The sequence below is a fragment of the Micromonospora sp. NPDC049049 genome (assembly GCF_040649115.1).
Lineage (GTDB): Bacteria > Actinomycetota > Actinomycetes > Mycobacteriales > Micromonosporaceae > Micromonospora.
The window spans coordinates 14,201-33,558 of record NZ_JBEZEX010000034.1 but is presented as its reverse complement, the minus strand read 5'-3'; the positions used below and the strand labels follow the sequence as shown (position 1 = coordinate 33,558).

The window sequence follows — 19,358 nt, the reverse complement described above, 5'->3', positions numbered from 1 at the left end:
TCCCAGCCCCGGCGCACCGACCTCCTCGGCATGGCCGAGGAGGTCGGTGCGTTTCTGAGGGCCGAGTCCCGGGCCGGCTTTATCCCCGTACAAGAAATATGGGTGTTTTTGGGGGATATAGTCCAGCTCGGGACTGGAGTGAAAGCTGGGAGTGGGCATGTCGTTTCGGGGCCGGCGTCGTCAGAGCAGCATCGCAACGCTGGCGGTAGCCGTGACCGTGGGAGTTCTCGCGGTCGCGCCCCTCCCGGCGTGGGCGGCCGGTTCCGTCCTGTTCGATCAACCCTTCCACAACAACACAGCGAACGGCATCGGCGCTGTGGCGGTACCCGCGGTGCCCGGCCTCCTCGCCACGAACGCCGCCTGCCTGAGTGCGGCCGGCAACTCCACCAGCGGCCCGCTGCTCAGTTGCACCACCTCCACCGACCCGCAGGGCGCCGGCAAACTGCGCCTCACCCCCGCCACCATCAACCGGCAGGGCGGGGTGTTCGGAGCGGTGAGTGTGCCCACCTCGCAGGGCCTGCACCTCACCTTCAACACCTACCAGTACGGCGGCACGAACCCGGGCGCCGACGGCCTGGCCTTCGCGCTGGCCGCTGTGGACCCCGCCAACCCGAGGTCCCCGTCGACCCTCGGCCCGTCGGGTGGCTCGCTGGGCTACTCGGCGGCGTTCAACGGCGTGTCCGCGGGACTCTCCAATGGCTACATGGGCGTCGGTCTCGACGTCTTCGGCAACTTCAGCAACAGCACCTATCAGGGCACCGGCTGCACCAACCCGCCGTACATCTCGACCACCGGCGGGCGGGTCCCCGGCCAGGTCGTGATCCGCGGGCCAGGCCGCAACGGCGTCGGCTACTGCGCCATCGACAGCAGCGCAGGCAGCACCTCGGCACCCGCCCTGCCGCTACGGGCCAGCACCCGGGCCGCGTCCGTGGTGCCGGTCGAGGTCGTCATCAACACCACCTCGTCGCCGTACACCACCGACACCGGTATCACCACCCCGGCGGGCCAGTACCGGGTCAGGTTCACCCCGGTCGGCGGGGCCGCCCGGACCCTGTCAGGCATGCTTCCGGTCGTGTCGCCCAGCCTGTACCCGTCACCGACCTGGCTGAACGCCAGCGGCTACCCACGGCAACTCGCCTTCGGCTGGGTGGGCTCGACCGGCTCGGTCACCGACTTCCACGAGGTCGACAACGCTCAAGCGGTCAGCTTCAACCCCGTGCCCGACCTGAACGTGTCACAGACCAGTTCCGTCGGCGCCTCCCCGCAGCCCGGTGACCCGGTCACCTACTCGATCACCGCCGGGGTCGACGCCGGCGCCACCGAGACGTCGCCGATCTCGGTCACCCAGACCGTCCCCGCCGGTGTCGTTCCCCGCGCCGCGTACGGCTCCGGTTGGGTCTGTGCCGCACCGTCCGGCCAGGCCGTCACCTGCACCAACAGCAACGGCCCGTTCGCCGGCGGCACCTCCCTGCCGCCCATCACCGTCGTCGCGACAGTCACCGGCACCGGTGTCACGCCGACGCAGATCCAGACCACGACAGTCGCTACCTCGTCGTCGATCGACGCCAACCCCGGTCTCGCCACCGGCACCACACCTGTCGCGCCGGCCACCGCGCCCAGCGGCATCACCGTCACCCCGGCCCAGAGCTCCGTCTCCGGGGGCGTCCCGGTGACCGTGGGCGGCAGCAACCTCACCGGCGCCACCGCGATCACCATCGGTACGGCCGCCGAACAGCAGGCCGGCACGTCGGTGCTGCTGGTGCCGTGCACCTCCGGCCCGGCCGCCGGCTGTTTCACAGTGAACCCCAACGGCACCCTCGCCATCTCGTCCATGCCCGCCCGGTCCGGCCCGGCGACGGTCACGGTCAGCGTCATCACCCGAGGCTCGGCCGGGTCGGCGAACTTCGTCTACGCCTCCACGCCAGGCACGCCCACCACCCCCACAGCGGTCGCGGGCGTCACCAGCGCCACAGTGAGCTGGACCGCGCCGGACAACAACGGCAGCCCGATCACCAGCTACCTGATCACCCCGATCCGGGACGGCGTCACCCAACCGACCCTGACCTTCGACGCCTCCACCACCAGCCGCACCCTGACCGGGCTCACCGCAGGCTCGTCGTACGCCTTCCGGGTGGCGGCGGTGAACGCGTTCGGCACCGGGGCGGCCAGCCCACCCTCGGCGGCCGTGGTCCCGTACACAGTGCCGGGAGCGCCGACGAACACCTCGGCCACCGCCGGCACCAACGCCGCCAGGGTGAGCTGGACCGCCCCGGCCAACGGGGGGTCGCCGATCACCGGTTACACGGTGACGCCGTACCTCAACGGGGTGGCGCAGACACCCCGGGTCTTCAGCGGAACCGCAACGACCCAGATCGTCACGGGGCTGGCCGCCGGTGCCACGTACACCTTCCGGGTGGCCGCGACGAACGCCGGCGGGACCGGCCCCCAGTCGGCCCCCTCCGGGCCGGTGACGGTCAACGCGCCACCGACGCTGACCTTCCCACCGCCCCCACCCGGCAAGGCGTACGAGCCGTACCAGTACCAGCTCACGGTGACCGGCGGCACGGGCCCGTTCACCTGGTCGGTCAGCGCCGGGAGCCTGCCCGCCGGGCTGACCCTCGACCCGGTCACGGGCCTGCTCTCCGGCACGCCCACAGTGTCCGGGACGTTCCCGTTCACCGTCCGGGTGACCGACTCGTTCGACCAGTCCGCGACCCGACCGGTCGACCTGGTCATCACCCCGCTCGGTGGACTCTCCATCAGCGTCCCGGCGATCTCGGCGCTCGGCACCGTCACCTCGGGCACCACCGGCGTCTCGGGCCAACTCGGCCCGGTGACCGTCACCGACGACCGTGGCCCCTTCTCCGGCAACTGGGTCAGCGTCGTCTCCAGCACGAGCTTCACCACCGGCTCCGGCTCGGGGGGCGAGACCATCCCCAACAGCAACATCACGTACGCCTCGGGGCCCGCCCTCGCCAGCACCGGTGTCGGATCGTTCGTTCCGCAGCCCGGGGCGGTGCTGAACACCCCGCGGGTGGCCGCAGTATGGTCCGGTCAGGCGGGAGGCTCGAACTCCGCAACCTGGAACCCCACGCTGTTCGTGACCCTCCCGTCCGGGGTGGTGGTCGGCAACTACGTGTCGGTCGTGACGCACTCCGTCATCTAGCTACCCCCGCCCCGCCCCGCCCCGCGCCCCGCGCCTCAGCCCCGACGATCATGGAGTTGTGGTGGGTGGCGAATCGGTTTTGTCGCTCTCAAATCGGGCACCACAAGTCCATGATCGACTCGCGGAACGATGCTGCCCGGCCGTTCCGGGGGAACGGCCGGGCAGATGGGGTGGTGCGGTGGGTGGGTGGTCAGGCCCACTGGGCCTGGCGTCGGCGGACGAGGTACCAGCCACCAAGGGTGACCAGCACCAGCAGGGCGATGCCGCCGACCGTGTAGACCAGCCAACTCGGCCCGCTGGACGTCGCGACAGTCATCGGCGCCGCGACGGGTAGGACGATCTTCCCGGTCGCGGTGCGTTCCACGGTGCCGCTGGCGAGCTTCGCGTGCACGTCCCACGTCCCGGCGGGCAGGGCCTGGTTGACCTCGATCCGGACCTGACCGCTCTGGCCGGGCAGGATCGTCACGCCGTTGGTCACCTTGAACGGACCGGCCTGGACCGCCGCCTTGGTCAGCGACAGGGTGCCGGTCATGTCCAGCGCACGTTCGCCGGTATTGGTGACCTTCGCGGTGACCACGGGGAACTCACCGGTGCCCGGCTCGGCGGCCAATCCTTCGATCCGGAAGTCCGTTGGCGGCTCACCACCGGGACCGATGTCGAGGTAGACCCGGATGCCCACCCGGTGGATCTGGGTGACGTTGCCGGTGCGCTCCTTCGTGCTGGTGACCTGCGCCCAGATCGCGGCGTACCGCTCGCCCTTCGACGCCTTCTTCGGCACGGCGACCTCGACCTCGACCGGTCGTCGCTCGCCCGGGTCCAGCCGCATCGTGGCGGTCTTCAGCCGGATCCACCCGCTCAGTTCGTTACCCGTACGCCCTTCGGGCACTGTGAAGGCGTTGTTCTCGACCGAAGCGGCTCCGGAATAGAACTCGATCTTCTGCACCTCGGCGGAGGTGTTCTGCACCTCGACCCGGCGGTTGATCGTCGTGCCGGGTTTCAGGTGATCCACGATGTAGACCTGGGCCCTCGGGTCCTGTACCCGACTGGCCGGGATGTCCAGCATCCGGATGCTGATCGCGGCTTCCTCGGCCGGGTCCTGTCGCTGCTCCCGCACGGCAACGGCTGGTGCCGCCGGAACCCCGAGCGCCACGAGGGCGACCGAGGCCAGCAGCACCAGCCGGCCGAGCGGCTCAGAACACCGAATGTGTCACCGTCCCGGTGTAGACACCCTGGACGGTGCCGACGGGGATGTTCACCACCAGGGTGGGGTTCCAGGTGGCGAAGTTGTTGCCGGTGCCGCCGGTGTGGGTCATCGCCGTCCGGGGAACGTTGATGATCACCTGCTGGGCCGCGGTGGGTTGGCCCGGCGTGAAGGTGCCAGTGCCGGCGGTCGCCGTGGCGGGGCCGGACCAGTACAGAACGTTGATGTTCGGGATCGTCTCTCCGGAGGAGCCGCCACCGGTGGTGAAGTCGGTGGAGATGACGCTGGCGGTCCAGTTGGGGGTGAGCGAACCTCGTTGGTCCAGCACGGTGACCGGGCCGAGCAGACCGGTGACGGTCGAGCCCTCAATGCCGTGACCGATGTTGGCCGTCGCCGGCACGGTGATCGACAGGCCACCGGCGGCGTCGACGGTGAGGGTCACGATCGTGTCGCCCGTGGTGTCCGCGGCGGCCGGTCCGGCGAGCGCGACGACGGCGGCGACGCCGGCCAAGCCCGCGAGAATCTTTCTGCGCATCGAGTCTCCTTTGTCCTAAAGAGCGCTGGGAAGCACTTAAGAGACTATCTACGCAAAACGCCCATACGGGCTGGAATAGCTCGAGCATCACCCGGTGGGCGTTCGATGATCGTGCTCGACCCTGGATGTGGTGGCGTCGTGTGTGCGTCGAGCACGAGCATTGACGGCCCCTGCGCGTGCTGGGCACTCACGGCGGGCGCGCACGGCAAGGGCTCGGCGCCGTACCGGCCGCCGAGCCCTACGAGCGGATTCAGGCCGCGACCACGTACGGGAACGTGGCGGAACGCGCGGCCTTCGTGACCTCCGAGGTGAGGCCGGCAGTGGTGCCGGTGTTGAGGACCAGGGAGAACATCACCTCGGGCGCGTTGTCAGCGAGGGTTCGTCCGTTGCGGACCGCGAAGCCGAAGTTCGCTGCCGTGCCGACCGTGTACGACAGCAGGTCGGGGTAGAGCTGCCGGGCGACGCTCCAGCCGTACGCCTGCGGATCCGGTGCGGTGCCGTTCGCCTTGACCACCCCGGCGACCGCGTTCGCGATCTCCTCCCCGCCCTCGGCGAGGTCGTTGCCGGGGTGCCGGAAGTTGGCGGGGTCGGAGAAGTCGGTGTCGTGGGGCCAGAAGATCGGCCACATCATGGGGTGGCCGGCGCGGTTGATCTGGCGCCACCCGCCCGCGTCGGTGGCCAGCATGGTGCGGCACCACACGCCGATCTCGGTGCCGTCGCGCAGCAGCGGCTCGTCGTGGGAGACCTCGAGGACGATCGACTCGACTGTGGTGCCGGCGAAGCTGTTCTTGGCCTGGTCGACCCGCCACGCCGAGCGGTCCACCCGCGAACCGTTCTTGACCGCGCCGTTGATGGTGGCGAGTTCGTCGAGGTCGACGAAGAAGGGGTCGGCGATCCGGCCGGCCCAGATCCGGACGTTGCCGCCGGTCGTCACCTCGCCGGTTCGCCCCTCGGCGATGGGGGTGCCCATCGCGGCGTCGTCGCGGGCGTCCGCGCCGGTGAGCTCGTACAACTGGAGGGTCTGCCGGGCGCCGCCGTCCGGCTCGCCGAAGGCGAACCGGTACGTCAGGTCCTCCGCCTCGGTGCCGTTGATGTGAATCTTGATCTCGTAACGCGCCTCGGCGTGGAAGCCGCGCTTGATGTCGGCCTTGGTCACCGAGCTGTTGACGTCCATGACGAACACGGTGGCGCGGTCACCGTTGAAGACGTACAGGTCGTCGATGTACAACTGGCCGCCCTGAGCGGCCAGGGGTGTATCGAGATGGTGCGACATGAGCTCACTCCCGGGACTGCCGGATTCAGGACTAATCCGAACATAGTGGTCATGAGCCTGGCCTCCCCGCCCATCGAGTCAATCTGGTTCGAGGAGGTGGGCGAAGGTCGCTACGGCGATGGGCCGCCCGAGTGACTCCTCGGACGGCCCACGCCTTGGTGCTCGGGTGATCAGATGCGGGACCACTTCTGGTTGGCGGCGCCGAGGCAGTCCCACAGGTGCAGCTTGCCACCGTTGTTGGGGTTGGCCTCCCGTACGTCGACGCACTTGTTGGCGTTGAGGTTGACCAGATCGCCGGCGCCGTTGAGGGTGAAGCGTTGCGCGGTGTTGCCGTTGCAACTGACCAGGTTGACCTCGGTGCCGTTGGCGGTGCCGGCCCAGGCCGGGTCCATGCACTTGCCCATCGCCCGGACCGTCCCGTCGGACGCGAAGGTCCAGCTCTGGGCCGCCGTGGTGTTGCAGTCCCAGATCTGGAGCTTTGCGCCCTCGACCGGGTCCGCGCCGGGGATGTCGATGCAGCGACCGCTCTGCGCGCCCCTGATCCGGTTGGTGCCCGGAGTGGGGTCGCCCCCGCCACCCGAGGTGTAGCTGGACACCCGGACGTAGTCGACCAGCATCTGCTGCGGGAACTGGGTCGAGCCGTCGGGGTAGCCGGGCCAGTTACCGCCGACCGCGACGTTGAGGATCATGAAGAAGGGGTGGTCGAACACCCAGCGGCTGCCGCCGAGCCGAGCGGGGTCGACCCGGTGGTACTGCACCCCGTCGACGTACCAGGTTATGACGTTCGGCTCCCAGTCCACCCGGTAGGTGTGGAAGGTGTCGGCGAGCGGCGCGCCGAGGGTGCGGCTGCCAGTGATGCCGCCGGCTCCGGAGTAGCCGGGCCCGTGCACGGTGCCGTAGACGGTGTTGGGCTCCCGGCCGATGTTCTCCATGACGTCGATCTCGCCGGCGTCGGGCCACCCGCCGCCGGTGCCGAGCATCCAGAAGGCCGGCCAGATGCCCTGACCACGCGGGATCTTGATCCGGGCCTCGAACCGCCCGTACGTCTGGGTGAAGGTGGCCGCCGTCAGCAACCGCGCTGACGTGTACTCGCAGCGCCCGTAGTGGCACTGGTAGTTGGCGGGATTGTCCCGGCGGGCGGTGATGACCAGGTTGCCCTGGCCGTCGTGGACCGCGTTGCTGGTGCTGTTCGTGTAGTACTGCCGCTCGTTGTTGCCCCAGCCGCCACCGCCGGTGTCGAAGCGCCACTTGTTCTGGTCGACGGGCGTGCCGGCGGGGGAGTTGAACTCGTCCTGCCAGCTGATGGGACCGATGGCGGCCTCGGCCCGGTCGGGGTGCGCCGGGACGACGAGCGCCGTCGCGGTCGCGACGAGGGTGGCCGCCAGGAGTACGAGCGGGCGGAAGCGGAGGCTGGGCCGGGCTGTGAACACGGGAGGCTCCTCAGCGTGGGGGTGATGGAGGCGGTTTACCAGGATAGAGAGCGCTCTCTAAGCGAAGCATGTCGATATGACGTCTTTCTGTCAAGAGTGTTTCCAATATCACGACCGTCCGTTACCGCCCGATGCTGACGAGTGAGCGGCGACGTGCCGACGCCGGTCGTCGCAGTGGCATCGCTCGATGCCTCCGAGATGGACGACGCCGACCCATCGAAGGAGCTCGGCGCGGCTGAGGGTTACTCGATAGCGGTCGAATCGACCCTTCCTATTGCCGTGGGGCGTCCACGCGGGACAGGATGACGAGGCGTGCCGGAAACTTTCCCGTAACCTGCGCGCTGCTGGTCTCTGTCACAAGGAAGTGGGAGTCAGTCATGAGCGAGGCGTCGACGGCGCTGGGTGTGCGCCTCTACCCGGATCTGGTCGAGCGGGGTGGCCTGGCCCCCGCGCTGATCGAAACTGCTGCCCGCCACGGGCTCGACGTCGGCCGGGTGACCGCGCCGGAGCAGGGGCGGGCCCGGTTCACCTGCGCCGAGCTGCACTCCGACGAGGGCGTGGTGTGCGTGGGGCTGGGATCGCAGGCCCGGTACTTCATGATTGACCTGCGCGTCTCGGGAGAGGTTCTCGCCCGCGGCGACGTCATGGACCTGGTGCAGGTCGCCCAGGTGGCCGCGGCCTGGCGGGCCGGCCTGACGTTCGCCGAGCTGACCGCCCGGTTCCCGTTCATGGAGGAGATCAAGCACCGCCCCGCGCCGGTGGCCCAGGTCAGCTAGTCGGCCGGGTCGGGCAGGTCAGCAGCGCAGCCGGGGTGGCAGTGGTGACTCCGTACCGGCACTCCGGTTGAGGTAGGTCGACTGGACGAAGTCGACGAGGCGCTCCGCGTCGGTAGCGGTCGAGGCCAGTCCGAACGAGACGCGGACCGCGCCGCCCGTCGGCAGCCCCAGCGTGGTGAGGTACTGGTCGATCGTGTCGACCCCCGCCAACAGCCGCTGCCGCATCGACGTCCGGCTCATCCCGAACGCGCCCTCGGCCGCGCCCGGATTGCAGAAACAGCCGGTCCGCAGGGAGAGGCCCGCCGCTGCCGCCTCCCGCGCCACGAGCCGTTCGTCGACCAGCGTGCCGTCCGGGTGGCGGAGGTTGAAGGTCACGGTGCCACCGCGCCCCGCGCCCGTCGTCGGCCCGTACACCTGGACCAGCGGCCCGCCGGTGTCGTGCCGCAGGGTGGCCAACCGCGTCAGCAGCCACTCGGTGAGCAGGCCGACCCGGGCGTGGACCAGGTCCACGCCGATCGAGTCGAGCCAGCGCAACCCGAACTCCACGTCCGGGATGCTCAGGAAGTTGAGCGTGCCGTCCTCGAACGCCGACTCGTCGTCCATCGGCCGGTGCCAGTCGCCCTGCACGCTCACCGCGCGGATCGTGCCGCCGGCGAACCACGGCCGGCGCAACCGGGCCAGCGCCGAACGGCGGGCCAGCAGCGCGCCGACCCCGGTGGGGTAGCCGAAGAGCTTGTACCAGCTCAGACAGACGAAATCCGGTCGGACGACGCTGAGGTCCAGCCGGTTCGTCGGCGCGAAGGCGGCCGCGTCGAGCAGCACGTCGTAGCCCCGCTGCTGGGCCAGCTCCACCCAGCCCAGCGGGTGCTGCACCCCGGAGAAGTTGCTCTGCGCCGGGTAGGCGAACAGCCCGCGACGACCGGGCCGGCCCCACCGGCGGGTCAGGCCACCCCGGCCGGCGTCGAGCGCCGCGACCAGCTCCGACTCGGCGATCCGCAGTTCCGGCCCGTTCAGCGGCAGGTAGCGTACGGACGCGCGAGCCGACCGGGCGTACTCACGGATGCCGTTGACCGAGTTGTGGTTGTCCCAGGTGAGCACCAGCGGCGCGGCCCGGCCGAAGTCGTACGCCTCGCCGACCAGCCGGCAGGCGCCACTGGCGTTCGGGGTGAAGATGACCGCGTACTCGTCCGGGTCGGCGCGGAAGAAGTCGAGCACCGCGCGTCGCGCCGACTCCACCAGCGAGCCCGCCGCCACGCTCGTGGGGTTCTCCGAGTGAGGGTTGCTGTAGAGGCCGGCGAGCAACCGGTCGTGGTGGGCGCGGACCTGCGCCTGGGCGGCCACCCCGGCTCCGGCGTAGTCGAGGTAGACCTGCCCGCCGGTGTCCAGGTGTCGGTACTCGGTGGCGCGCAGCTCGTCGATCCGGCCCGTGGCGGCGTATCCCGGCAGCGCCGTGGGGGAGGCGGGCGGCATCGGGTCAGGACCCACGACGAGGATCCCGTCGGAGCAGGACCGCCCAGGCCGCGCCCAGGAAGAGCAGCACGAAACCGCCGAGCACCAGCCAGTCGACCCACACCGGCCGGGAGAAGCTGTCGCCGTACGTGGCCAGCAGCGGCGGGCCGAGCGGGGAGCCGCCGTCGCGCCAGAGCCGCTCCACCCCGGCGGTGTGCCCCAGGCCCTCGAACGCCCACCGGTTCGACATCGCGTAGCTGAGCCACTGACCGCCGACCGCCATCGCCGGCACCGGCAGGATCGCGCCGACGAACAGCACCTGTGGGAAGCAGAGCATCGGCAGCATGAGCGTCGCCTGGGCCGCGTCGGACACGGCCGCCGAGCAGAGCAGACCGAGGGCCAGCGCCGCCGCCGAAGAGAGCAGCAGTGTCGCGTACAGGGCGGCGAAGTCGGCGCCGCCGACCGGCGGCAGCCGGTCCATGCCGCGCAGCACCCCGAGCAGGGCCAGGTCCACCAGGGCCAGCAGCGGCAGCAGCACCGCCACCTTCGCCAACAGGTACGGGACCAGCCGGACCCCGGCCAGCCGCTCCCGGCGCAGGATCGGCAGCTCGGTGCAGATCTGGAGGAGCCCGTAGGTCAGCCCGAAGAAGAAGCCGCCGAACGCGATCCAGAACAGGATCATCACGGTCACCGTCGGGCTGGGTCTGGTTGGCTCGAACGCCCCCGGGCGGAACAGCAGCGCGAACATGCCGAGCACCATCAGCGGCGAGCCGAGCAGGATCGCCAACGTCAGTCGGTTGCGGACGACGATCTCCGTGTTGCGCGCGGTGAGCACCGCCCACTGGCGCAGCCGGCCGACGCGCCGGGACGGCGTCGCGGCGACGTCACCCCCGTCGGGAGGACGGGGCGGCTGTTCGGCCGCGCGCCGCTCGGCGAAGCGATCGGGCCACTCGGCCGGCTGCGTCGCTTCGTCGAGCCGGAGGTGCACCTCGGCCAGGGACCGCAGGCCGAAGAACTCCCGGGCGGCGGTCGGGGTGCCGGTGAACGCCAACCGGCCCTGACGGGTCAGCACGACGACACTGTCGCAGTGGTCCACGTCGGTGACCTGGTGAGTGGTCAGCACGACTGTGGTGCCCGTGTCGGCGAGCGCGCGGAGCACCCGGAGCAGCTCCACGGCGATCGCCGGGTCCAATCCGGAGGTGGGCTCGTCCAGGAAGAACACGCCGGGTCGGGTGAGCAGCTCGACGGCGATGCTGGCGCGCTTGCGTTCACCGCCGCTGAGCAGGCCGACCGGCGTGGCGGCCCGGTCGGTGAGTCGCAGCTCGGCGAGCACCTCCGCGACCCGGTCATTGATCTCGGCCGGCCCAGCGGTGGAGGGCAGGCGCAGTCGGGCCGCGTACCGCAGGGTGCGGGCCAGGGGCAGCTCGCGGTGGATGATGTCGTCCTGGGGAACGACACCGATGGTGCCTGCCATGGTGTTGCCGGCGTACGTGACGGTGCCCGCCACCGGGCGCTGCACCCCGGAGAGGATCTCCAGCAGGGTGGTCTTGCCGGCGCCGCTGGCACCGATGATCGCGACCAGCTCGCCCGGCGCGATGCTCACCGAGATGTCGGTCAGGATCTGGCGACCGCTCCGGACGCTCTGGCCCAGCCCCTGAGCGGCGATGCTGACACCGGCACGTGGGGGAGACGTGGTCTGCTCGGTCGTCATGTCGAGTGCTCGATCCGGTCGGGAGTGGTCCGCCTGAATATCGTGCCTCGCCGATGTTACTGAGCGGCCGCGCAGTGCGCCCGGAGTGGACGGTCAGCGACAGTCGTCCGTTCAGCCGGTGGTGGTCCGTGCCTGTGCCGGCACCTGGAGGAGGTCGAGGCAGTTGCGCCACAACGTCTCCAGCTGGGTCGGATCGTTGAGCAGCTTCGCGAGCAGGACCCGCCCCTCGATCTGCGCGACTATCGATCGGGCGGCCTCCCGGCTGTCGACCGACGGGCCCGCCAGGCCGCGCTCCTTGGCCTCGGCGACGACCTGCTCGATGAGGCCGATCTGCTCCTCGAAGATCTCCTGGAGTCGACCGCGGATCTCCTCGGCCTGGTTGCTCAGTTCGAGGGCGAGGTTGCCGAACAGGCAGCCCGCGACCACTCCGGCTCTCTGCTGGCCGACGCGCTGGACCTCCTCGGTGGCCTCGAACAGGTCCCGGAGTCGCTGTAGCGGGTCGCGCTCGCTGCCGAGCAACTGCTCCCACTGGCGGCGCTGGGTGACCCAGTGCTCGTCGATGACGGTGCGGGCGAGCGCCTGCTTGGACTCGAAGAAGTAGTAGAAGCTGCCCTTCGGCACGCCCGCCGCCGCGCAGATCTCGGCGACCCCGAGCGCCGTGTAGCCGCGCTGCTCGATGAGCGTGGCGGCAGCGTCGAGGATTTTGTTCTTCGCGTCACTGGTTCGACCCATGTCTCGACGATACACGACCGGTCGGCTAGCGTTTAGTCGACCAGTCGTCTAGTGAAGGTGGTTTCCTCATGAACAGCAGTCAGGGCCAGAAGGTCGTCGTGATCACCGGCGCTTCCCAGGGCATCGGCGCCGGCCTCGTGGACGCCTACCGCAAGCTGGGGTACGGCGTCGTGGCAACCTCTCGGTCGATCGGCGCGTCCGACGACCCGGAGATCGTCACGGTCCGGGGTGACATCGCCGAGGCCGACACCGCGGAGCGGGTGGTGCGTGCCGCAGTGGACCGGTTCGGGCGGATCGACACCCTGGTGAACAACGCCGGCGTCTTCGTCGCCAAGCCCTTCACCGACTACACCGACGAGGACTTCGAGCAGGTCACTGGGATCAACCTCGCCGGGTTCTTCCACCTCACCCAGCGCGCGATGCCGCACCTGCTGGCCAGCGGGGCCGGTCACGTCGTCAGCATCACAACGAGCTTCGTCGACCAGCCCAACTCGAACGTCCCGTCGGTGCTCGCGTCATTGACCAAGGGTGGCCTCAGCTCGGCGACCAAGTCGCTGGCCATCGAGTACGCCGGTCGCGGTGTCCGGGTCAACGCCGTCGCACCCGGCGTCATCAAGACCCCGATGCACCCGGTCGAGACGCACCAGACGCTCGCGGGTCTGCACCCGGTGGGTCGGATGGGCGAGACCAGCGACGTCGTCGACGCCGTGGTCTACCTCGAGTCCGCACCGTTCGTCACCGGCGAGATCCTGCACGTCGACGGCGGGCAGAACGCCGGTCACTGATCCCGCCACACCGAGCAGGCCGCCCACCGATGTGTGGGGGCAGGATCCGCACCGCCGGTGCGGATCCTGCCCGACGGCGGCCGGCTTGGCTAGGCGGCGGGTACCGCGGCGAAGAACTGCCGCAGCGCGTCGGCGACCAGGGTGGGTGCCGTCATGGTCGCGAAGTGCGACTGACCTGGCCAGACGACGTAACGGGCCGCTGGAATCGCCCGCGCGAGGGCGTTCATCGTGGTGGGCATCGGCTCCCAGGTGTCCGCGCCGGCCAGCAGGAGAGTCGGCACGGCGATCGAGGACCACCGGGTGATGTCGGTGCTGTCCTGCGCGAGCGCCTCCAGATCGTGCAGCCAGCCGACCGCCGAGCGGCGCGCCTCGACCGGGTCGGGCACCCGATCTCCCGCGCCAGCGGCCATCGCGGCGACGATCTCGGCCGGAACCCGCGTCACCTCGTTCAGGGCCGCTGCCATCGCGGTGGCGTCGTCGCGCTCGAAGGCGGCACGGTACCGGTCGAGCAGCGGCGCGACCTGCGCTCCGGCCGCGAAGAGCGGCGGCTCGAAGATCGCCAGGGAGCGTACGTCGCGCGGATCGACCAAGGTGGTGTGCAACGCCAGGGTCGCTCCGTAGGACGCGCCGACGAGATGGACCGGTCGGCCCGAGGATCGCCGGGCGGCCTCGATGACGGCGAGCAGGTCGGCGGTCTCGTCCGGGAAGGACTTGGTGCCGGCCGGGACGTCGCTGGGACCGTATCCGCGCCGGGCCGGCAGCCACACCTCGTGGTCCTGGGTCAGGTGCTCCGCGACGGTGGCCCAGGAGTGCAGCCCGCCACCCGAGCCGTGCACCAGGACGACGGGGTCTCCGACGCCCAGTCGTCGTACCACCAGGTGGGTTCCGTCGGCCGACTCGACCGACTGATCGTGGCTGCTCACTGCTGCTCCTGTTTCTGGCTCGGCCAGTTGCTCAACGTGGTGTGCACCGCGTCGAGGATCGACTGCCACGACGCGTCGACAGCGCGGGGATGCCCGAAACCGTCGACCGTTTCGAGGCTCACGAAGCCGTGGAAGGTGCTGCGGACGAATCGGATGGCGTCGGTCAGGGCCGGCTCGTCGAGCCCGTACCCGCGCAGCATCGCGTAACTCAGCTCGATCAGGCGTAGGTGCCCGGCCGACCGGGTGCCGACCTCGGGCGGCAGTTGGAGCTGGGTCGCCGCGTACTGCCCCGGATGGGTGACGGCGAACGCGCGCCAGGCGTCGGCGAATCCGACCAGGGCCTGGCGGCCGGCCCGCCCCGCCACCGCGATCGCCAGCGCGTCGGCGAAGGTGGCCGCCGCCCGGACCGCGACGTGCTCGATCAATGCGTCCCGGCTGCGGACGTGCACGTACAGGGCCGCGTCCGAGACCCCGAAGTGCCGGGCGACGGCGGCGACGGTCAACCGGGACAGGCCGACCGAATCCGCCAGCTCGGCAGCGGCGGCTGAGACGCGCGCGTTGGTCAGACCCTGCCGTGGCATACCGGACCTTTGCTTCACTAGGAAATAGCTTAGGGTCCCTAAGATAGCACCGCGGTCGGCTGCTGGGTCGGGCAGGCATGAACTGCCCAGTCGGGGGAAGACCGGCCCTTCCACCGCTCGCCGAGCCCTGCACTCCCGGTCCAACTCATTCGTGAAGCGAGCGGCGCCCTCGGCGTCTCCGCCGTGGAGACGGAGACAGTACGAACTGGGTACGATCCGCTCTTAAGGGACGTTAAGTCGCACGTCCCACTCCTGGTCGCGCACCTGAGGAGACGATCATTGTCGATCGGGCCTCAGGACCGAGGCGTGGGTCACACCGTCGGCCATCGGTCGTCGTCGCGTCGTGGGTGCGACGTCGGCGTCCTGGTCGAATCACGATCACTCGATGACGACGAGACCGCCCACCCGCCGCCCGCGCTCGGCCGGTAGTGGATCGTGCCTGGTGGCGGGCCTGTCGAGGATGATCCGAGCTGATCGCGCCGTCGCGCTACATTTGACAACGTTGCCACCGGCAGGCCAAGGTGCCCGAAGGGGCTCCTGAGGTAGCAGTGACAGGCGAATACTCTGCTACGTCTATATTGCCGGATTGTTACTTTTTCAACAGTCCCTCGCCTTGCGGATGGCCCTCCGGCCGCAATACGTTGCCGTCAACAACAAAACCAAGTGAAGGTTCAACCTTCCGGAGGCAACCGATGACGTTGGCGAGGTGGTACGAGCAATGAGCAACGTGCCCACCCTCCTTGAGATGCGCTCCATCACCAAGGAGTTCCCCGGAGTCAAGGCCCTCTCCGACGTCAACCTGGTGGTTCGCGCCGGCGAGATCCATGCCATCTGCGGCGAGAACGGTGCGGGCAAGTCCACCCTGATGAAGGTCCTCAGCGGGGTGTACCCACACGGCACCTACGACGGCAAGATCATCTACCAGGGGTCGGAGAGCAAGTTCTCCGACATCCGGGCCAGTGAGAACGCCGGCATCGTGATCATCCACCAGGAGCTCGCGCTCATTCCAGGGATGTCGATCGCCGAGAACATCTTCCTCGGCAACGAACCGCGCAAGCGGGGCGCGATCGACTGGAAGGCCGCGAACCGGATGGCGCTGGACCTGATGGCCCGGGTCGGTCTGGAAGAGGACCCGGACACCCTGATCAAGGACATCGGGGTCGGCAAGCAGCAGCTCGTCGAGATCGCCAAGGCGTTCGCCAAGGACGTGAAGCTGCTCATCCTCGACGAGCCCACTGCGGCGCTCAACGAGGCCGACTCCAAGCACCTGCTGGACCTGCTGCGCGGGTTCCGCTCCCGCGGCATCACCTCGATCATGATTTCGCACAAGCTGAACGAGATCGAGGCGATCGCCGACCAGATCACCATCCTGCGCGACGGCCGGACCGTGGAGACCCTCGACGTCAAGGCGGACGGGGTCGACGAGGACCGGATCGTGCGGGGCATGGTCGGCCGGGAGCTGAGCAGCCGGTTCCCGGACCACACCCCGAAGATCGGCGACGTCTTCTTCGAGGTCCGCGACTGGAACGTCCGGCACCCGATCTCCGCCGAGCGGCAGGTCTGCAAGAACGAGAGCTTCGTGGTGCGCCGCGGCGAGATCGTCGGCTTCGCCGGTCTCATGGGCGCGGGCCGCACGGAACTCGCGATGAGTGTCTTCGGCCGCTCCTACGGGGTGTTCGAGTCGGGCACGATCATCAAGGACGGCAAGGAGATCGTGCTGAAGTCGGTGGCGGATGCCATCGACAACGGTCTCGCCTACGTCAGCGAGGACCGCAAGGCGATCGGCCTCAACCTGCTCGACGACATCAAGACGTCGACGGTGGCCGCCAAGCTGTCCAAGATCACGCACCACGGCGTCCTGAACGAGGTCGAGGAATACCAGGCGGCTGAGTCGTACCGCAAGGAGTTGCGGACCAAGGCCCCGACGGTCGACGAGAGCGTCTCCAAGCTCTCCGGCGGCAACCAGCAGAAGGTCGTCCTGGCCAAGTGGATGTTCACCGACCCGGACCTGCTGATCCTCGACGAGCCGACGCGCGGCATCGACGTGGGCGCCAAGTACGAGATCTACGGCATCATCCAGCGGCTCGCCGACCAGGGGAAGGGCGTCATCGTCATCTCCTCGGAGCTGCCTGAGCTGATCGGGCTGTGCGACCGCATCTACACCGTGTTCGAAGGCGCCATCACGGGCGAGATCGCCCGGGCCGACGCCACCCCGGAAACCCTCATGAAGCAGATGACCTCTACGAAGAAGATGGCCACACGATGAGCCGATTGAAGGACCTTCAGAAGAACCTGTTCGGAGGCACCACCTCCAACGCTCGCCAGTTCGGAATGATCTTCACCCTGGTGGCGATCGTCGTCCTGTTCCAGATCCTGACGGACGGCCTCACCCTGCGGTCGGACAACCTGATCGCGCTGTTCCAGCAGAACTCGTACATTCTGATTCTGGCCATCGGCATGCTCATGGTGATCGTGGCCGGGCACATCGACCTCTCGGTCGGCTCCGTCGCGGCCTTCGCCGGCATCCTGGTCGCCAAGTCGATGACCGAGTGGGACCTTCCCTGGCCCGCTGCCATCGTGTTCGGCCTCGCCATCGGCGCGGCGATCGGCGCCTGGCAGGGCTTCTGGGTGGCCTACATCGGGGTGCCGGCGTTCATCGTCACCCTGGCCGGCATGCTGCTCTTCCGGGGCGGCAACCAGTTCATCGGTAACGCCAGCACCGTCCCGGTGCCGGAGGGCTTCCGGGAAATCGGCTCCGGCTTCCTGCCCGAGTTCGGCCCGAACACCGGCTACAACAACGCCACGCTGCTCCTCGGCCTGGCCGCGGCATTGGCGGTGGTGTGGCGGGAGATCCAGGCCCGCAAGACCCGACGGGCGATGGACGCCGACCCGGCACCCATGTGGATCTCCATCCTGCGGATGGCCATCATGGTCGGCGTGATCGCCTTCGCGGCGCTGCGCTTCGCCAGCGGTCGCGTCGGCACCAGCTTCCCGATCTCCGGCATCATCCTGCTGGTCCTGGTCATCGCGTACTCCTTCTACACCCGCAACACGGCCGGTGGCCGGCACATCTACGCGGTGGGCGGCAACTCCCGGGCGGCCGAGCTGTCCGGTGTGAAGCTCAAGCGGGTCAACTTCTTCGTCATGATGAACATGTCCGTCCTGGCTGCCCTGGCCGGCATGATCTTCGTGGCCCGTTCGGCGGCCTCCGGACCGCAGGACGGCAACGGCTGGGAACTGGACGCCATCGCCGCCGTCTTCATCGGTGGCGCGGCCGTCGCCGGCGGTATCGGCACCATCAGCGGCTCCATCGTCGGTGGTCTCGTCATGGCCGTGCTCAACAACGGCCTCCAGCTCATGGGTGTCGGCACCGACCGCGTCCAGATCATCAAGGGTCTGGTCCTGCTGCTGGCCGTCGCGATCGACGTCTACAACAAGAGCCAGGGGCGCTTCTCCATCATCGGGAGCCTGATGCGGCCGTTCCGCCGCGAGGACTCCGCCCCACCCGCCTCACCGCCGGACGCGGAGCGCGAGCCCGCCAAGGCAGCGGTGTCCGGCTGACGGCCACCGACCTCTCTACCCGCCTCACCATCTAGAAAGGCAAGTCCTCACCATGCGTAAATTCTTCGGCACTTCGGTGGTGGCCATCAGTGCCGCCGCGATGCTGGCCCTCGCCGGCTGCGGTTCCGGCCGCGACGGCGACAGCGGCTCCGGCGGCGAGGCCGCCAAGGGCTTCCCGGCGAACTCGCTGATCGGCGTGGCCCTGCCGGCCAAGACCTCGGAGAACTGGGTCCTCGCCGGTGACCTGTTCAGCAACGGTCTCAAGGAGGCCGGCTTCCAGGGTGACGTGCAGTACGCCGGCGCGTCGACCACTGTCGCCGACCAGCAGGCTCAGATCACCGCCATGGTCACCAAGGGCGCCAAGGTCATCGTCATCGGCGCGACCGACGCCGCGCAGCTGTCGACCCAGGTCGCGGCGGCCCACACGGCCGGTGTGAAGGTCATCGCCTACGACCGGCTCATCACGAACACCCCGGACCTCGACTACTACGTCGCCTTCGACAACTTCAAGGTCGGCCAGCTCCAGGGCCAGGCCCTGCTGGACGGCATGAAGGCCAAGAAGCCGAACGGCCCGTACAACATCGAGCTGTTCTCCGGCTCGCCGGACGACAACAACGCCGGTGTCTTCTTCAACGGCGCGATGGACGTGCTCAAGCCGGAGATCGACAAGGGCAACGTCGTCGTCGCCTCGGGTCAGAAGGACGTCAAGCAGACCGCCATCCAGGGCTGGAAGGCCGAGGGTGCGCAGGCCCGCATGGACCAGCTGCTGACCTCGACCTACGGCAACAAGGAGCTGGACGGCGTCCTCTCCCCGAACGACACGCTGGCCCGCGCCATCCTGACCTCGGTCAAGGGTGCTGGCAAGCCGACCCCGGTCGTCACCGGCCAGGACTCCGAGGTCGAGTCGGTCAAGTCGATCGTCAAGGGCGAGCAGTACATGACGATCAACAAGGACACCCGCAACCTGGTGAAGGAGACCATCAACATGGTCAAGGCTCTCCAGGCCGGCGACCAGCCGCAGGTGAACGACACCAAGTCCTACAACAACGGCAGCAAGGTCGTCGACACGTACCTGCTCCCGCCGGTCGCCGTCACCAAGGCGAACGCGGCTGAGGCGTACGCCAACGACCCGAAGCTCGCGCCGCTCACCAAGTAATCACCGCACGGTAGGTAGCAACGCCGATGGGTCCCGGGTCTCCTCTACCGGGACCCATCGTCGTCCCTGCACCCCCGCA

At 69.2% G+C, this 19,358-nt stretch carries 15 protein-coding genes; 6 read left to right on the top strand and 9 right to left on the bottom strand.

The window, feature by feature from the left end:
* Positions 1-157: 157 nt before the first annotated feature.
* On the top strand, positions 158-3,166 hold the full coding sequence (locus AB0B68_RS27125) for a fibronectin type III domain-containing protein (RefSeq protein ID WP_357263619.1): 3,009 nt from the start codon (positions 158-160) through the stop codon (positions 3,164-3,166).
* Positions 3,167-3,356: 190 nt separating this feature from the next.
* On the opposite strand, the gene AB0B68_RS27120 is transcribed toward AB0B68_RS27125, so the two are convergent.
* The 4 genes from AB0B68_RS27120 to AB0B68_RS27105 all read right to left on the bottom strand — a co-directional run bounded on the left by AB0B68_RS27120 (position 3,357) and on the right by AB0B68_RS27105 (position 7,605).
* Positions 3,357-4,280 carry a hypothetical protein gene (locus tag AB0B68_RS27120; RefSeq protein WP_357205101.1) on the bottom strand — a complete coding sequence of 308 codons (924 nt, stop codon included), beginning with the start codon at positions 4,278-4,280 and terminating at the stop codon, positions 3,357-3,359.
* Positions 4,281-4,356: 76 nt separating this feature from the next.
* Positions 4,357-4,902, bottom strand: a complete 546-nt coding sequence (locus tag AB0B68_RS27115) for a hypothetical protein (RefSeq protein WP_357205098.1) — start codon at positions 4,900-4,902, stop codon at positions 4,357-4,359.
* Positions 4,903-5,152: 250 nt separating this feature from the next.
* Complete coding sequence (locus AB0B68_RS27110; RefSeq protein WP_357205095.1) at positions 5,153-6,175, bottom strand: DUF4331 family protein; 1,023 nt, start codon at positions 6,173-6,175, stop codon at positions 5,153-5,155.
* Between the two features lie 170 nt (positions 6,176-6,345).
* A complete protein-coding gene (locus AB0B68_RS27105) occupies positions 6,346-7,605 on the bottom strand; it encodes a family 16 glycosylhydrolase (protein ID WP_357205092.1) in 1,260 nt (419 codons plus the stop codon).
* 377 nt (positions 7,606-7,982) lie between these two features.
* On the opposite strand from AB0B68_RS27105, the gene AB0B68_RS27100 reads away from it, so the two are divergent.
* Complete coding sequence (locus tag AB0B68_RS27100) at positions 7,983-8,381, top strand: hypothetical protein (RefSeq protein WP_112585399.1); 399 nt, start codon at positions 7,983-7,985, stop codon at positions 8,379-8,381.
* An 18-nt stretch (positions 8,382-8,399) separates the two neighbouring features.
* On the opposite strand, the gene AB0B68_RS27095 is transcribed toward AB0B68_RS27100, so the two are convergent.
* The 3 genes from AB0B68_RS27095 to AB0B68_RS27085 form a co-directional block, all read right to left on the bottom strand.
* Positions 8,400-9,866, bottom strand: a complete 1,467-nt coding sequence (locus AB0B68_RS27095; RefSeq protein ID WP_357263616.1) for an aminotransferase class V-fold PLP-dependent enzyme — start codon at positions 9,864-9,866, stop codon at positions 8,400-8,402.
* Positions 9,856-11,541: an ATP-binding cassette domain-containing protein gene (locus AB0B68_RS27090; protein WP_357205086.1), complete on the bottom strand. Its 1,686-nt coding sequence runs from the start codon at positions 11,539-11,541 to the stop codon at positions 9,856-9,858. The genes AB0B68_RS27095 and AB0B68_RS27090 overlap by 11 nt, the downstream gene beginning before the upstream one ends.
* 111 nt (positions 11,542-11,652) lie before the next feature.
* The gene (locus AB0B68_RS27085) at positions 11,653-12,273 is read right to left on the bottom strand and encodes a TetR/AcrR family transcriptional regulator (protein WP_357205083.1); all 621 of its coding nucleotides are present in this window, start codon (positions 12,271-12,273) and stop codon (positions 11,653-11,655) included.
* Positions 12,274-12,341: 68 nt separating this feature from the next.
* Here AB0B68_RS27085 and AB0B68_RS27080 point away from each other — a divergent pair, with 68 nt between their 5' ends.
* Entirely contained in the window at positions 12,342-13,058 is a 717-nt protein-coding gene (locus AB0B68_RS27080) for an SDR family oxidoreductase (protein ID WP_357205079.1), read from the top strand.
* 89 nt (positions 13,059-13,147) lie between these two features.
* Here AB0B68_RS27080 and AB0B68_RS27075 read toward each other — a convergent pair whose 3' ends face one another.
* Positions 13,148-13,981: an alpha/beta fold hydrolase gene (locus AB0B68_RS27075; RefSeq protein ID WP_357263613.1), complete on the bottom strand. Its 834-nt coding sequence runs from the start codon at positions 13,979-13,981 to the stop codon at positions 13,148-13,150.
* Positions 13,978-14,562: a TetR/AcrR family transcriptional regulator gene (locus tag AB0B68_RS27070; protein WP_357263610.1), complete on the bottom strand. Its 585-nt coding sequence runs from the start codon at positions 14,560-14,562 to the stop codon at positions 13,978-13,980. Before AB0B68_RS27070 ends, AB0B68_RS27075 begins: the two co-directional genes overlap by 4 nt.
* 718 nt (positions 14,563-15,280) lie before the next feature.
* Between AB0B68_RS27070 and mmsA the strand changes: the two genes are divergently transcribed.
* Genes mmsA through AB0B68_RS27055 form a run of 3 tightly spaced genes read left to right on the top strand, consistent with a single transcriptional unit; the run spans position 15,281 to position 19,279 of the window.
* Positions 15,281-16,828 (top strand): multiple monosaccharide ABC transporter ATP-binding protein, encoded by a 1,548-nt coding sequence (mmsA, locus tag AB0B68_RS27065; RefSeq protein WP_357207873.1) that lies wholly within the window; start codon positions 15,281-15,283, stop codon positions 16,826-16,828.
* On the top strand, positions 16,825-18,123 hold the full coding sequence (mmsB, locus tag AB0B68_RS27060; protein ID WP_357207871.1) for a multiple monosaccharide ABC transporter permease: 1,299 nt from the start codon (positions 16,825-16,827) through the stop codon (positions 18,121-18,123). Before mmsA ends, mmsB begins: the two co-directional genes overlap by 4 nt.
* Before the next feature lie 52 nt (positions 18,124-18,175).
* Entirely contained in the window at positions 18,176-19,279 is a 1,104-nt protein-coding gene (locus AB0B68_RS27055; RefSeq protein ID WP_357207869.1) for a sugar-binding protein, read from the top strand.
* Positions 19,280-19,358: the final 79 nt, after the last annotated feature.

Excerpts from the sequence above, each read along its gene's own strand:
- AB0B68_RS27080 (WP_357205079.1), top strand. The coding sequence starts at position 12,342 with ATGAACAGCAGTCAGGGCCAGAAGGTCGTCGTGATCACCGGCGCTTCC.
- AB0B68_RS27115 (WP_357205098.1), bottom strand. The coding sequence starts at position 4,902 with ATGCGCAGAAAGATTCTCGCGGGCTTGGCCGGCGTCGCCGCCGTCGTC.
- AB0B68_RS27100 (WP_112585399.1), top strand. The coding sequence starts at position 7,983 with ATGAGCGAGGCGTCGACGGCGCTGGGTGTGCGCCTCTACCCGGATCTG.
- mmsA (WP_357207873.1), top strand. The coding sequence starts at position 15,281 with ATGAGCAACGTGCCCACCCTCCTTGAGATGCGCTCCATCACCAAGGAG.
- AB0B68_RS27070 (WP_357263610.1), bottom strand. The coding sequence starts at position 14,562 with ATGCCACGGCAGGGTCTGACCAACGCGCGCGTCTCAGCCGCCGCTGCC.
- AB0B68_RS27085 (WP_357205083.1), bottom strand. The coding sequence starts at position 12,273 with ATGGGTCGAACCAGTGACGCGAAGAACAAAATCCTCGACGCTGCCGCC.
- AB0B68_RS27090 (WP_357205086.1), bottom strand. The coding sequence starts at position 11,541 with ATGACGACCGAGCAGACCACGTCTCCCCCACGTGCCGGTGTCAGCATC.
- AB0B68_RS27110 (WP_357205095.1), bottom strand. The coding sequence starts at position 6,175 with ATGTCGCACCATCTCGATACACCCCTGGCCGCTCAGGGCGGCCAGTTG.
- AB0B68_RS27125 (WP_357263619.1), top strand. The coding sequence starts at position 158 with ATGTCGTTTCGGGGCCGGCGTCGTCAGAGCAGCATCGCAACGCTGGCG.
- mmsB (WP_357207871.1), top strand. The coding sequence starts at position 16,825 with ATGAGCCGATTGAAGGACCTTCAGAAGAACCTGTTCGGAGGCACCACC.
- AB0B68_RS27055 (WP_357207869.1), top strand. The coding sequence starts at position 18,176 with ATGCGTAAATTCTTCGGCACTTCGGTGGTGGCCATCAGTGCCGCCGCG.